The organism is Bacteroides oleiciplenus YIT 12058 (genome assembly GCF_000315485.1).
In the GTDB taxonomy this organism is placed as follows: domain Bacteria; phylum Bacteroidota; class Bacteroidia; order Bacteroidales; family Bacteroidaceae; genus Bacteroides; species Bacteroides oleiciplenus.
This window is the reverse complement of the sequence record NZ_JH992940.1, coordinates 1-14,783: the sequence shown is the minus strand read 5'-3', so window position 1 is coordinate 14,783 and position 14,783 is coordinate 1. Positions and strand designations below refer to the sequence as shown.

General features: G+C 48.0%; 8 protein-coding genes. All 8 read left to right on the top strand.

What is annotated here, in order from left to right:
• Nucleotides 1-20: 20 nt before the first annotated feature.
• The 8 genes from HMPREF9447_RS00040 to HMPREF9447_RS00005 all read left to right on the top strand — a co-directional run bounded on the left by HMPREF9447_RS00040 (nt 21) and on the right by HMPREF9447_RS00005 (nt 14,755).
• Nucleotides 21-608, top strand: coding sequence for a DUF1896 domain-containing protein (locus HMPREF9447_RS00040; RefSeq protein WP_004291461.1), 588 nt, complete (start codon nt 21-23; stop codon nt 606-608).
• Nucleotides 598-6,411: an N-6 DNA methylase gene (locus tag HMPREF9447_RS00035; protein ID WP_005790817.1), complete on the top strand. Its 5,814-nt coding sequence runs from the start codon at nt 598-600 to the stop codon at nt 6,409-6,411. Before HMPREF9447_RS00040 ends, HMPREF9447_RS00035 begins: the two co-directional genes overlap by 11 nt.
• A 656-nt stretch (nt 6,412-7,067) precedes the next feature.
• Nucleotides 7,068-8,993 carry a tetracycline resistance ribosomal protection protein Tet(Q) gene (gene tet(Q), locus HMPREF9447_RS00030; protein WP_009127153.1) on the top strand — a complete coding sequence of 642 codons (1,926 nt, stop codon included), beginning with the start codon at nt 7,068-7,070 and terminating at the stop codon, nt 8,991-8,993.
• A complete protein-coding gene (locus HMPREF9447_RS00025; protein ID WP_004348456.1) occupies nt 8,993-11,311 on the top strand; it encodes a hybrid sensor histidine kinase/response regulator in 2,319 nt (772 codons plus the stop codon). The genes tet(Q) and HMPREF9447_RS00025 overlap by 1 nt, the downstream gene beginning before the upstream one ends.
• Nucleotides 11,304-12,626, top strand: coding sequence for a sigma-54-dependent transcriptional regulator (locus HMPREF9447_RS00020; RefSeq protein WP_004293870.1), 1,323 nt, complete (start codon nt 11,304-11,306; stop codon nt 12,624-12,626). The genes HMPREF9447_RS00025 and HMPREF9447_RS00020 overlap by 8 nt, the downstream gene beginning before the upstream one ends.
• Nucleotides 12,627-12,905: 279 nt before the next feature.
• Nucleotides 12,906-13,328 (top strand): dihydrofolate reductase family protein, encoded by a 423-nt coding sequence (locus tag HMPREF9447_RS00015; protein WP_004293871.1) that lies wholly within the window; start codon nt 12,906-12,908, stop codon nt 13,326-13,328.
• 238 nt (nt 13,329-13,566) lie between these two features.
• A complete protein-coding gene (locus HMPREF9447_RS00010) occupies nt 13,567-14,172 on the top strand; it encodes an RteC domain-containing protein (protein WP_004293872.1) in 606 nt (201 codons plus the stop codon).
• A gap of 103 nt (nt 14,173-14,275) precedes the next feature.
• On the top strand, nt 14,276-14,755 hold the full coding sequence (locus HMPREF9447_RS00005; protein WP_004293873.1) for a Panacea domain-containing protein: 480 nt from the start codon (nt 14,276-14,278) through the stop codon (nt 14,753-14,755).
• The last annotated feature ends 28 nt before the right edge of the window (nt 14,756-14,783 follow it).

The following is a 14,783-nucleotide window of genomic DNA, read 5'->3' as shown; positions in this document are numbered from 1 at the left end:
TTTGCCACTTGTTCAGAGTAATGAATTGTTCTTCGATACCGGATTACACTCATACTTTGGATTTAGTGGTGGCACTCGGAGGGATACCGAGTGCCTTTTTCTTCCTTTTTCCAACCGATTATCCCGTTAATTATCAATCCGCTAAATCCAAAGTAATGAACAACAAGAAGAAAAACGAGGGTCAGACCGACTTTTCCTATTACGGTCTGTACCTGCTGGACTATCTCCGCACGAACAAGTTTGAACAGGCTGACGACACCGCTTTCATACGGGAACGGGCCGACCGTGCCGCCGAAACGTATGAGAGGGCACGGCTTGAAGGCTATCCCGCCGATGGTGCGCAGGAACTGGCGATGGACACGCTGCTGCGCGGGCTGCATTATTCCCGTTACGCCATCCTCCGCGAAGTCGTGGAAAACGAGTTTGCCGATGAAGTGCCGGAAGAGAAGCGTGAAGCCTTTGTCCTGAAACTGCTGCCGCTTGTCGGCAACGTGTTCTCCGTCTATGACCTCTCGGATGACAATTTCGCCCTGTCTTCCGATTACGACCTGCTCTACACGGAGCTGACGGGAGCAACCGTCCTTTACTTAGACGAATATGGCGTTTAACCGCAAACAGAAACTGCGGGACAACATCGAGGCGATACGGACGGCATTCATCCTTGACAGGGAAAACAGGACAGCGACAACCGAAGAGCGTGCCATACTTCAAAGGTACTGCGGTTTCGGCGGTCTGAAATGTATCCTCAACCCTGCAAAGGAACTGACGGATGCCGTCCGGTGGGCGAAATCCGACCTCGAACTGTTCGCCCCGACGGTGGAGCTGCACAGGCTTATCCGTGAGAACAGCAAGGACGAAACAGAGTACAAGCGGTTTGTGGATTCGCTGAAAGCGTCCGTGCTGACCGCTTTCTACACCCCCAAAGAGATAACCGACACCATCGCGGACGTGCTGGCAGATTACAGCGTCCGCCCCGCCCGTATGCTCGAACCGTCGGCAGGTGTCGGCGTGTTCGTGGATTCCATGCTACGGCACAGCCCCAATGCGGATGTGATGGCTTTCGAGAAGGATCTGCTCACGGGTACAATCTTGAGGCATCTCTATCCCGACCAGAAAATGCGCACCTGCGGTTTTGAGAAAATCGAAAGACCGTTCAACAATTATTTCGACTTGGCGGTGTCCAACATTCCGTTCGGTGACATTGCCGTGTTCGACGCGGAGTTTCAGCGGAGCGACTCTTTCGGCAGACGCTCCGCCCAGAAAACCATCCACAACTATTTCTTTCTCAAAGGACTGGATGCCGTGCGTGACGGCGGTATCGTGGCGTTCATCACCTCGCAAGGGGTATTGAATAGCACCAAGACCTCCGTGCGTAACGAGCTGTTCAGTCAGGCCAATCTGGTATCCGCGATACGCCTGCCCAACAACCTGTTCACGGACAACGCGGGGACGGAGGTGGGCAGCGACCTGATTGTCCTGCAAAAGAACCTCAGCAAGAAGGAAATGTCGCAGGACGAGCGGCTGATGACCGTGATACAGACGGACACGAAAACCGACCTGACCGACAACGCCTATTTCATCCACCACCCGGAACGCATCGTGCATACGACGTCGAAACTTGACACTGACCCCTACGGGAAGCCCGCTATGGTTTATCTGCACGAGGGCAAGACCGCAGGTATCGCCGGGGACTTGCGCCGGATGCTCAACGAGGATTTCCATTACAGGCTCGCCATGCGTCTGTATTCGGGAACAATCTGGCAGTCGGGAACGGAAGAAAAGGTTACCGTTCAAAAGGAGGCGGAGCGTCCTGCTATAAAATTGGAAACGGTATCTTCGGCGCAGACGGTGGAAACTCCGACGGAAAAACCGCAACCCGTTGAGGAAAAACCGGAGATAGAGCCACGTCCGAAATATTCTGACGGGGTGCAGCTCTCCTTGCTCAACCTCTGGGGGATGACGGAAGAGGTCAGCCAACCGAAAACCTCCAAAAAGAAAAAGACGGTGAAAAAGGCAGTTACGGCAAAGTCCACTCCGCCCAAACCGAAAGTCACGGTTACACCGACAGCTCCAACTGCAAAACCCGCTATGGAGAATAAGGAGGTGAAAGCGGAGAACACCGCCAAGCCTGCCGACCCGGACGACATCTATGCAAAGCTGGACTGGGAAACCAATCCTCCCATCAACGGCTTCTACGAGATGATGATGGAACTCACGCCGGAGCGCAGGAAGGAACTTCGGGAGCTGGCAAGGCAGCATAATGAAAAACATGAAAACAGAACGGTTGCGACGATCACGCCGGAAGTACCACGTGAACAACCCCGGCAGGAGGAAACACAGCCGGAAGCAGTCGCCGCACCTGCTGTTACCGATGCTCCACCGGAAACGGTGGCTACTTCCCTTTTTCCCGACATCGAACCGGAAAAGCCGAAGGAGGAAGTCGCGGACCTTACGCCGCGTGCCTACCATCGCACGCCGGAGATGCACCTGCGCGAAGGCTCGCTGGTGGCTGACCGGGGGCGTCATAACATCGGCTATCTGAAGGACATCACGCCATACGGGGCTACATTCCAGCCGCTCGACCTGAAAGGATACCAGAAGGAAAAGGCGTTGTTGTATGTGTCGCTGCGTGACGCCTACGAGCGTCTGTACCGTTATGAATCGCTCCGGCGCGAGGCAAATGTTCCGTGGCGAGAGCATCTGAATACCTGTTACGATGAGTTTGTCATGCGCTACGGCAACCTCAACGCCAAGCAGAACGTGAAGTTAGTGATGATGGACGCGGGCGGGCGTGACATCCTTTCGCTGGAACGGGTGGAGAACGGAAAGTTCGTCAAGGCGGACATCTTCGAGCATCCCGTTTCCTTCTCCGTGGAGAGCCATGCCAACGTAGGCTCTCCCGAAGAAGCCCTGTCCGCGTCGCTCAACAAATATGGCACGGTCAATCTCGACTATATGCGGGAGATAACCGACAGCACGGCGGAGGAGTTGCTCACAGCCCTGCAAGGACGCATCTATTACAATCCGCTCGTGACCGGTTACGAAATCAAAGACCGCTTCATAGCCGGGAACGTGATAGAGAAGGCGGAACGCATAGAGGCTTGGATGGGCGAAAACCCCGAAAGTGAGCGTATGCCGGAAGTGAAACAGGCGTTGGAGGCTCTGAAAGATGCCGAACCGCCGCGTATCGCCTTCGAGGATCTGGACTTCAATTTCGGGGAACGCTGGATTCCGACGGGTGTCTATGCCGCCTACATGAGCCGGCTGTTCGACACGGAGGTGAAAATCGCCTATTCCGCAAGCATGGACGAGTTTTCGGTTGCGTGCGGCTACCGCACCATGAAAATCACGGACGAGTTTCTGGTAAAGGGGTATTACCGGAACTATGACGGTATGCACCTCTTGAAACACGCCCTGCACAACACCTGCCCCGACATGATGAAGTCCATCGGCAAGGACGAGCATGGCAACGACATCAAGGTGCGCGACAGCGAGGGCATACAGCTCGCCAACGCCAAGATTGATGAAATCCGCAACGGTTTCTCCGAATGGCTCGAAGAACAGTCGCCGCAGTTCAAGGAACGGCTGACGACAATGTATAACCGCAAGTTCAACTGTTTCGTGCGCCCGAAGTATGACGGCTCGCACCAGACCTTCCCCGACCTCAATCTGAAAGGCTTGGCAAGCCGGGGTATCAAGAGCGTCTATCCCTCGCAGATGGATTGCGTCTGGATGCTGAAACAGAACGGCGGCGGAATTTGCGACCACGAGGTGGGAACCGGCAAGACGCTGATAATGTGCATCGCCGCGCATGAGATGAAGCGTCTGAAATTGGCACATAAGCCGATGATTATCGGGCTGAAAGCCAACGTTGCGGAGATTGCCGCCACCTATCAGGCGGCATATCCCAACGCACGTATTCTGTACGCTTCGGAGAAGGACTTTTCGACCGCCAACCGTGTGCGCTTCTTCAATAATATAAAGAACAACGACTACGATTGTGTCATCATGTCGCACGACCAGTTCGGCAAGATACCGCAGTCGCCGGAGTTGCAGCAGCGCATCCTGCAAGCGGAGCTTGACACGGTGGAGGAAAACCTCGAAGTGCTGCGGCAGCAGGGAAAGAACGTGTCGCGGGCTATGCTGAAAGGTCTGGAGAAGCGCAAACACAACCTTGAAGCGAAGCTGGAGAAGGTGGAACATGCCATAAAGTCACGCACGGACGACGTGGTGGATTTCAAGCAGATGGGCATCGACCACATCTTCATAGATGAGAGCCACCAGTTCAAAAATCTGACGTTCAACACGCGCCATGACCGTGTGGCGGGACTGGGCAACAGCGAGGGAAGCCAGAAGGCACTGAACATGCTCTTTGCCATACGCACCATACAGGAGCGCACGGGCAGAGACTTGGGAGCGACCTTCCTTTCGGGTACTACCATCAGCAACTCGCTGACGGAGTTGTATCTGCTGTTCAAGTATTTGCGTCCGAAGGAGCTGGAACGGCAGGACATCCGATGTTTCGACGCTTGGGCGGCGATATTCGCCAAGAAGACGACGGATTTTGAATTTAACGTGACGAACAACGTGGTTCAAAAGGAGCGTTTCCGCTACTTCATCAAGGTGCCGGAACTTGCCGCCTTCTATAATGAAATCACGGACTACCGCACGGCAGAGGACGTGGGCGTAGATCGTCCCAACAAGAATGAGATACTGCACCACATACCGCCCACGCCGGAGCAGGAGGACTTCATACAGAAGCTGATGCAGTTCGCCAAGACTGGCGATGCCACACTTCTGGGCAGGCTGCCGCTTTCGGAAACGGAGGAAAAGGCGAAGATGCTTATCGCCACCGACTACGCCCGCAAGATGGCACTCGACATGCGCATGATAGACCCGCATTATGAAGACCACCCCGATAACAAGGCGAGCCACTGTGCCAAGATGATCGCGGAGTATTACCAAAAATACGACGCGCAGAAAGGCACGCAGTTCGTTTTCTCGGACTTGGGGACATATCAGCCGGGCGACGGGTGGAACGTCTATTCGGAAATCAAGCGCAAGCTGACGGAGGATTACGGCATACCGCCAAGCGAGGTGCGCTTCATTCAGGAGTGCAAGACCGACAAGGCTCGGAAGGCGGTGATAGACGCCATGAATGCCGGAACGGTGCGTGTTCTGTTCGGCTCCACCTCCATGCTCGGAACGGGTGTGAACGCACAGAAAAGGTGTGTGGCAATTCATCATCTCGATACGCCGTGGCGACCGTCCGACCTGCAACAGCGTGACGGACGCGGAGTTAGAGCCGGAAACGAAATTGCCAAGCATTTCGCCGGGAACAACGTGGACGTAATCATCTACGCGGTGGAGAAGTCACTGGACAGCTACAAGTTCAACCTCCTGCACTGCAAGCAGACTTTCATCAGCCAGCTCAAAAGCGGTGCTATGGGGGCGCGTACCATCGACGAGGGGGCAGTGGACGAGAAATCGGGCATGAACTTTTCGGAATATATGGCGTTGCTATCCGGCAACACCGACCTGCTGGACAAGGCGAAACTTGAAAAGCGCATCGCCTCGCTCGAAGGGGAACGCAAGTCGTTTAACAAGGGCAAGCGTGATTCGGAGTTCAAGTTAGAGTCGAAGACGGGCGAGTTGCGTAACAACACGGCTTTCATAGATGCCATGACGGAGGACTGGAACCGCTTCCTTTCGGTGGCGCAGACCGACAGGGAGGGCAACCGCCTTAATATAATAAAGGTGGACGGTGTGGATTCCGCCGATGAGAAGGTTATCGGAAAGCGTTTGCAGGAGATAGCGAAAAACGCCACTACGGGCGGGCTTTACACACAGGTCGGAGAACTGTACGGTTTTCCGATAAAGGTGGTGAGCGAGAGGATACTCAAAGAGGGATTGGAGTTTACCGACAACCGCTTCGTGGTAGAGGGGAACTACAAGTACACCTATAACAACGGACATCTGGCAATGGCTGATCCGATGGCTGCCGCCCGAAACTTCCTGAACGCGATGGAGAGGATACCCTCCATTATCGACCAGTACAAGGCGAAGAACGAGGTGCTGGAGAGGGAGATACCGCAGTTGCAGGAGATAGCGGGCAAGGTGTGGAAGAAGGAGGACGAGCTGAAGCAGCTGAAATCCGAACTTGCCGCCCTTGACCGAAAAATACAGCTGGAACTTGCGCCGCCCACGCCCGAAGTCGCCGAAAAGGAGAAAGAAGGGCAACAGGTCAAGCCGGAAGCGGAAGATGTGAGGAACAGGCAGGCGCAATATCCCGAAAATGCACCGCCGCAGATACGCAGTCCGGCGGATAGTATCGTTGCCAACCATGTCATAATCGGGCGTCCGGGACTGTATGCCAAGGAGGAAACCCGGTTCAAAGGATTGAAAATATAACCTTAGGAATTTTATCTGAAGTATTAATAAGGGCTATCCCAAAAGGTCTAAAAGTAAATTTTATCCTTTCTGCAAGTATCTGTAGGATGGCAACTGCATTTTTTTCTTTTTGGGCAGCCCTTATTAAAATTTATTCTTATTTTAGGTTATATACATTCATGTCCATTTATGTAAAAAATCCTGCTGACCTTGTTTATGTCTTGTCAGTCACCATTTGCAAAACCATATTTGACCCTCAAAGAGGCTGAATTTGATAAGCAACTTGCTACATACTCATAATAAGGAGCTAAATAGAACACGAATGGGAAATACTCAAATGCCAAACTAAAGAAGATATTGGCCAAAATAAACGCTATACCGAGAGAGAAACTTGATTTTTCAACTTCCTAAAACAGTGTTGTTCAAACATTTCTACTTATTTGTACTTACCAGTTGAACCTACGTTTCCCTAATAAAATGTCTATGGTAAAAAGTTAAAAAATCCTCCTACTTTTGTTAGATATATTTTTTTGTGTAATTTTGTAATCGTTATGCGGCAGTAATAATATACATATTAATACGAGTTAGGAATCCTGTAGTTCTCATATGCTACGAGGAGGTATTAAAAGGTGCGTTTCGACAATGCATCTATTGTAGTATATTATTGCTTAATCCAAATGAATATTATAAATTTAGGAATTCTTGCTCACATTGATGCAGGAAAAACTTCCGTAACCGAGAATCTGCTGTTTGCCAGTGGAGCAACGGAAAAGTGCGGCTGTGTGGATAATGGTGACACCATAACGGACTCTATGGATATAGAGAAACGTAGAGGAATTACTGTTCGGGCTTCTACGACATCTATTATCTGGAATGGTGTGAAATGCAATATCATTGACACTCCGGGACACATGGATTTTATTGCGGAAGTGGAGCGGACATTCAAAATGCTTGATGGAGCAGTCCTCATCTTATCCGCAAAGGAAGGCATACAAGCGCAGACAAAGTTGCTGTTCAATACTTTACAGAAGCTGCAAATCCCGACAATTATATTTATCAATAAGATTGACCGAGCCGGTGTGAATTTGGAGCGTTTGTATCTGGATATAAAAGCAAATCTGTCTCAAGATGTCCTGTTTATGCAAAATGTTGTCGATGGATCGGTTTATCCGGTTTGCTCCCAAACATATATAAAGGAAGAATACAAAGAATTTGTATGCAACCATGACGACAATATATTAGAACGATATTTGGCGGATAGCGAAATTTCACCGGCTGATTATTGGAATACGATAATCGCTCTTGTGGCAAAAGCCAAAGTCTATCCGGTGCTACATGGATCAGCAATGTTCAATATCGGTATCAATGAGTTGTTGGACGCCATCACTTCTTTTATACTTCCTCCGGCATCGGTCTCAAACAGACTTTCATCTTATCTTTATAAGATAGAGCATGACCCCAAAGGACATAAAAGAAGTTTTCTAAAAATAATTGACGGAAGTCTGAGACTTCGAGACGTTGTAAGAATCAACGATTCGGAAAAATTCATCAAGATTAAAAATCTAAAAACTATCAATCAGGGCAGAGAGATAAATGTTGATGAAGTGGGCGCCAATGATATCGCGATTGTAGAGGATATGGATGATTTTCGAATCGGAAATTATTTAGGTGCTGAACCTTGTTTGATTCAAGGATTATCGCATCAGCATCCCGCTCTCAAATCCTCCGTCCGGCCAGACAGGCTCGAAGAGAGAAGCAAGGTGATATCCGCTCTGAATACATTGTGGATTGAAGACCCGTCTTTGTCCTTTTCCATAAACTCATATAGTGATGAATTGGAAATCTCGTTATATGGTTTAACCCAAAAGGAAATCATACAGACATTGCTGGAAGAACGATTTTCCGTAAAGGTCCATTTTGATGAGATCAAGACTATATACAAAGAACGACCTGTAAAAAAGGTCAATAAGATTATTCAGATCGAAGTGCCGCCCAACCCTTATTGGGCCACAATAGGGCTGACTCTTGAACCCTTACCGTTAGGGACAGGGTTGCAAATCGAAAGTGACATCTCCTATGGTTATCTGAACCATTCTTTTCAAAATGCCGTTTTTGAAGGGATTCGTATGTCTTGCCAATCCGGGTTACATGGATGGGAAGTGACTGATCTGAAAGTAACTTTTACTCAAGCCGAGTATTATAGCCCGGTAAGTACACCTGCTGATTTCAGACAGCTGACCCCTTATGTCTTCAGGCTGGCCTTGCAACAGTCAGGTGTGGACATTCTCGAACCGATGCTCTATTTTGAGTTGCAGATACCCCAAGCGGCAAGTTCCAAAGCTATTACAGATTTGCAAAAAATGATGTCTGAGATTGAAGACATCAGTTGCAATAATGAGTGGTGTCATATTAAAGGGAAAGTTCCATTAAATACAAGTAAAGACTATGCATCAGAAGTAAGTTCATACACTAAGGGCTTAGGCATTTTTATGGTTAAGCCATGCGGGTATCAAATAACAAAAGGCGGTTATTCTGATAATATCCGCATGAACGAAAAAGATAAACTTTTATTCATGTTCCAAAAATCAATGTCATCAAAATAATGGAGCGGTCAGGAAATTTCTATAAGGCAATACAGTTGGGATATATACTTATCTCCATTCTTATCGGATGTATGGCATATAATAGCCTCTATGAATGGCAGGAGATAGAAGCATTAGAACTTGGCAATAAAAAAATAGACGAGCTCCGAAAAGAAATAAACAATATCAATATTCAAATGATAAAATTTTCTCTATTGGGTGAAACAATACTGGAATGGAACGATAAAGATATCGAGCATTACCATGCACGGCGTATGGCAATGGACAGTATGCTTTGCCGTTTCAAGGCCACCTATCCAGCAGAGCGCATCGATAGTGTGCGCAGTCTTTTAGAGGATAAGGAACGACAGATGTTCCAGATAGTCCGGTTAATGGATGAACAACAATCTATTAACAAGAAGATAGCCAATCAAATTCCGGTTATTGTGCAGAAAAGTGTGCAGGAACAGTCCAAAAAGCCAAAACGAAAAGGTTTCTTGAGCATCTTCGGCAAAAAAGAGGGAACGAAGCCAACGACAACAACGACTACGCTCCGTTCATCCAATAGAAACATGGTCAACGAACAGAATGCGCAGAGCCGTCGATTGTCAGAACAAGCCGATAGTCTTGCTGCCCGTAATGCAGAACTTAACAGACAACTGCAAGGATTGATTTGCCAAATCGAAAAGAAGGTGCAATCTGATTTACAAAATAGAGAAAGCGAGATAACAGCCATGCGTAAAAAATCATTTATGCAGATAGGCGGCTTGATGGGATTTGTTCTTTTGCTGTTGGTCATTTCCTATATCATCATACACCGTGATGCAAAGAACATTAAACGATACAAACGCAAGACAACGGATTTGATCGAGCAATTGGAACAGTCCGTGCAACAAAATGAGATACTCATAACCTCCCGAAAGAAAGCGGTATATACTATTACCCATGAGTTGCGTACACCACTGACGGCAATAACCGGCTATACCGAACTTTTGCGGAAAGAATGCAATAGCGGTAATAATGGGCAATATATCCAAAATATACTGCAATCCTCCGACCGTATGCGGGATATGCTCAACACTTTGCTTGACTTCTTCCGCCTGGACAACGGCAAGGAACAGCCCCGTCTGTCACCCTGCCGGATTTCTGCAATCACGCACACACTTGAAACGGAGTTCATGCCTGTTGCCGTGAACAAAGGGTTGTCCTTGTCCGTGAAGACTGGACACGATGCCATTGTATTGACCGACAAAGAGCGAATAATACAAATCGGGAATAACCTGCTGTCAAACGCTGTCAAGTTCACAGAAGAAGGCGGTGTTTCTTTGATTACTGAATATGATAATGGAGTTCTGACACTGGTCATTGAAGATACAGGTACAGGCATGACAGAAGAGGAACAGAAACAAGCGTTCGGTGCGTTTGAACGTCTATCAAATGCCGCTGCAAAGGAGGGTTTCGGGCTTGGGCTTGCCATAATGCGTAATATTGTGTCGATGCTTGGCGGAACAATCCGTTTGGACAGCAAGAAAGGGAAAGGCAGTCGTTTCACAGTTGAAATTTCTATGCAGGAAGCTGAAGAACAGCTTGGATATACAAGCAATACACCTGTTTATCATAACAATAAATTCCATGATGTTGTCGCCATTGACAATGATGAGGTATTACTTCTAATGCTGAAAGAGATGTATTCCCAAGAAGGAATACACTGCGACACTTGCACCGATGCTGCGGCACTGATGGAAATGATACGCCAGAAAGAATACAGCCTGTTGCTGACAGACTTGAATATGCCTGGTATAAACGGTTTCGAATTGCTGGAACTGTTGCGTTCGTCCAACGTGGGCAATTCACCAACAATCCCGGTGGTTGTGGCAACCGCTTCGGGCAGTTGTAACAAAGGGGAACTATTGGCAAAAGGCTTTGCCGGATGCCTGTTCAAGCCGTTCTCCATATCGGAACTGATGGAGGTTTCCGACAGGTGTGCCATAAAAGCGACACCGGACGGGAAACCGGACTTTTCCGCCTTATTGTCCTATGGCAATGAAGCCGTCATGCTGGAAAAGTTGATAACTGAAACAGAAAAGGAAATGCAGGCGGTACGGGATGCAGCAAAAGAAAAAGACCTGCAAAAGCTGGATTCCCTGATCCACCACCTGCGCAGTTCGTGGGAGGTGCTCCGTGCCGACCAACCGCTGAATGTACTTTACGGATTGCTTCGTGGCGATGCTCTCCCGGATGGTGAAGCGTTAAGCCATGCCGTGACTGCTGTGCTGGATAAGGGAGTGGAAATAATACGGTTGGCAGAAGAGGAAAGGAGAAAATACGAAGATGGATAAGACAAAAATAATTGTGGTGGAAGACAACATCGTGTATTGCGAATATGTCTGCAATATGCTGTCACGGGAGGGCTACCGCAATATGAAGGCTTACCACCTCTCAACCGCGAAGAAACATCTGCAACAGGCAACAGATAATGATATCGTGGTTGCCGACCTGCGTCTGCCTGACGGCAGTGGCATAGACCTTTTGTGCTGGATGCGAAAGGAGGGAAAGATGCAGCCCTTCATCATTATGACCGACTACGCCGAAGTTAATACCGCCGTGGAAAGCATGAAACTCGGCTCGATAGACTATATTCCCAAACAGCTTGTGGAGGATAAACTTGTCCCCCTGATCCGTTCCATACTGAAAGAACGTCAGGCAGGACAACGCCGTATGCCTGTATTCGCCCGTGAAGGTTCCGCTTTTCAGAAAATCATGCACCGGATAAGGCTGGTAGCCGCCACCGACATGAGCGTGATGATATTTGGTGAGAACGGCACGGGTAAGGAGCATATTGCCCATCTGTTGCATGACAAGAGCAAACGTGCAGGCAAGCCATTTGTGGCGGTGGACTGCGGTTCACTCTCCAAAGAGCTTGCACCGTCGGCTTTCTTCGGACACGTCAAGGGAGCGTTTACAGGTGCGGACAATGCCAAGAAAGGATATTTCCATGAGGCGGAAGGCGGCACGCTTTTTCTGGACGAGGTAGGAAACCTCGCGTTGGAAACCCAACAGATGTTGCTCCGCGCCATACAGGAGAGGCGGTATCGCCCGGTCGGAGACAAGGCAGACCGGAATTTCAATGTCCGCATCATCGCTGCTACCAATGAAGATTTGGAAGTAGCGGTGAATGAAAAGCGTTTTCGGCAGGATCTTCTGTACCGCCTGCACGACTTCGGGATAACCGTTCCTCCGTTGCGTGACTGTCAGGAAGACATCATGCCGCTGGCAGAGTTCTTCCGTGATATGGCAAACAGAGAGCTGGAGTGTAGCGTGAGCGGGTTCAGTTCCGAAGCACGTAAAGCGTTGCTGACACACGCATGGCCGGGCAACGTGCGGGAACTTCGGCAGAAAGTTATGGGTGCTGTATTGCAGGCGCAGGAAGGTGTTGTCATGAAAGAGCATCTGGAACTTGCCGTGACGAAACCGACCTCTACTGTCAGCTTCGCCTTGCGCAATGACGCGGAGGATAAGGAGCGGATATTGCGTGCGTTGAAACAGGCAAACGGCAACCGGAGTGTCGCCGCAGAACTGCTCGGCATAGGCAGGACAACACTATACAGCAAACTTGAAGAGTATGGACTTAAATATAAATTCAAGCAATCATAGCCCGTAATTCACTGAATTTGGCTATCTTTGCATAACATTTGAGAAAAACGGCGATTGGCAGGAGCTTTTCGCCGCCAACATATAGGATAAGACCGCAAGGCGTTTCAAGCGAAAATCTGGTAAATTGGAACTACGGAGACGATTGCGTGATGCTTATGCTATGCTTACGCATAGCGTGCATTCACGTACTCTCCGTAAAGGCTTTACCAGAGCCATCGCTTGAAGGTAGTGTGAATTGCACGCTACTTTTTTACCCTTGCCTAACGAAAGGAAACGATTATGGGTAAAGTTCAGATTCTCGCCGTACTGACGATGGACGGATGTCTTTCTTCAGAGTTATATGATAAAGCACATCAGGATTTGTGCCTTGACCGTTGCGGTCTTGATGAAATCAGGAAGAAAGCCCTTTACCGTGTGACACCGGACTATTCCATTTCAATGCTGCACGAATGGAGAAAAGACGGCACAAACATCCGTTACCTCGCGGAAGCCACACTGGATACGGCAGATTATATAAACGGACTACTGCGTATGCACGCTGTGGATGAAATCATACTATACACCGTTCCTTTCATATCCGGAAGCGGACGACATTTTTTTAAGTCGGCTCTGCCAGAGCAACACTGGACGCTTTCCTCCTTGAAAAGCTATTCCAACGGTGTATGTCGCATTATCTATATCCTTGATAAAAAAGCAAGATAGCCAAAATGTGCGGCAAGCATACATTTCTATTTTCAGGAATAGAATAAATGTTCTGATTACAAACAATTTAAGTCGGAGATAATTTGTCCTTGTGAAAAAATATTGAATTTTATACCTCTGAAATCCAGTACTTTGTAAAATTGAGTGTTGGATTTTTTATTTTCTGCCGCGTTTTTTGCCAATTATATTCATGTGCGCACGCAGAAAACAAAGTGTAATTTTCAAAATTGACAGAACCATGAATTATTTCTTGCTGGCGGAAACCGACTTTTTCCGCCTGATAAACGAAGCCGGTGACTGCAATATGGAAACGGCATACACGGCTTTTGCCACCCAAGTGATCGAACTGTGTAACGGTAGCATGGACGCGAACCTTACCGTCATCGCGCTTGCCTACATCGAAATCGAGTTGCAGCACCATCCCGTGCGCAACCTGTCAGAAGAAAAGAGAGAGATTGCCGCCTATGTCAGCAAGGCCCTGTCTTTCGTGAGGAAGATGCAGAAATTCCTTGCCACGCCCCAAGTGCCGCCACTGATATCCGCCAACAACACAACAGAAACCGCCACCAGCCTCCTGCAATGGACGGGCAATGCCATCGACCTCGTGGAACTTATCTACGGCATCGACGAGATGGGCTGCATCAACAACGGCAACATGCCGCTCAAACAGCTTGCCCCGCTCCTTTACAAGATATTCGGGGTTGAGTCGAAGGACTGCTACCGTTTCTACACCGATATCAAACGCCGGAAGAACGAAAGCCGCACCTACTTCCTTGACAGAATGCAGGAGAAATTGAACGAGAGGATGCTGCGCGATGATGAGTTGGATCGTATGAGGAGATAAAAAACAAATTCATTAGAATAAATCACATCAATTCAATTCATTATTTTGTTATATTAGAAAAAGATATTAACTTTGCATTGAAATTGATATAGTCATAATTCAGATGAACTCAATACACGATATAACAGACTACATTATCTTACGAGTAAAATCGGAAGATAGATTTGCGTCTTTAATAAATTTAAAGTTGCAGAAGTTATTGTATTATGTTCAAGCATGGTCTTATGGTATCAATAAAAAACCTATGTTTGACGGCGAGTTTGAAGCATGGATTCATGGTCCGGTAAATCGAGAAATCTACAATCGATTTAATTCTACAAAATATCTCTATTCAGAAATCAATATTGATGATTGCATGAATCACAATGTGAGTTTATCATCAGAAGACGCTGAATTCATTGACTTTATATTGGAGAATTATCTTAAATATAGCGGTGCTGAATTAGAACGATTGTCCCACAATGAGATGCCTTGGATTGAAACACGTGGAGATTTAAATGTAAATGAGCGTTGTGACAAGGTTATTACTCCAGAACTAATGATTGAGTATTATGGGAAAAAATGGGAAACTATTAAATCTTAATTCAGATTCTCCTAAATACGGAAACAAA

What these genes read in the sequence shown, in the direction of transcription:
- HMPREF9447_RS00040 (WP_004291461.1), top strand. Translation starts at nt 21, where the DNA reads ATGAATTGTTCTTCGATACCGGATTACACTCATACTTTGGATTTAGTG.
- HMPREF9447_RS00035 (WP_005790817.1), top strand. Translation starts at nt 598, where the DNA reads ATGGCGTTTAACCGCAAACAGAAACTGCGGGACAACATCGAGGCGATA.
- HMPREF9447_RS00025 (WP_004348456.1), top strand. Translation starts at nt 8,993, where the DNA reads ATGGAGCGGTCAGGAAATTTCTATAAGGCAATACAGTTGGGATATATA.
- HMPREF9447_RS00020 (WP_004293870.1), top strand. Translation starts at nt 11,304, where the DNA reads ATGGATAAGACAAAAATAATTGTGGTGGAAGACAACATCGTGTATTGC.
- HMPREF9447_RS00015 (WP_004293871.1), top strand. Translation starts at nt 12,906, where the DNA reads ATGGGTAAAGTTCAGATTCTCGCCGTACTGACGATGGACGGATGTCTT.
- HMPREF9447_RS00010 (WP_004293872.1), top strand. Translation starts at nt 13,567, where the DNA reads ATGAATTATTTCTTGCTGGCGGAAACCGACTTTTTCCGCCTGATAAAC.
- HMPREF9447_RS00005 (WP_004293873.1), top strand. Translation starts at nt 14,276, where the DNA reads ATGAACTCAATACACGATATAACAGACTACATTATCTTACGAGTAAAA.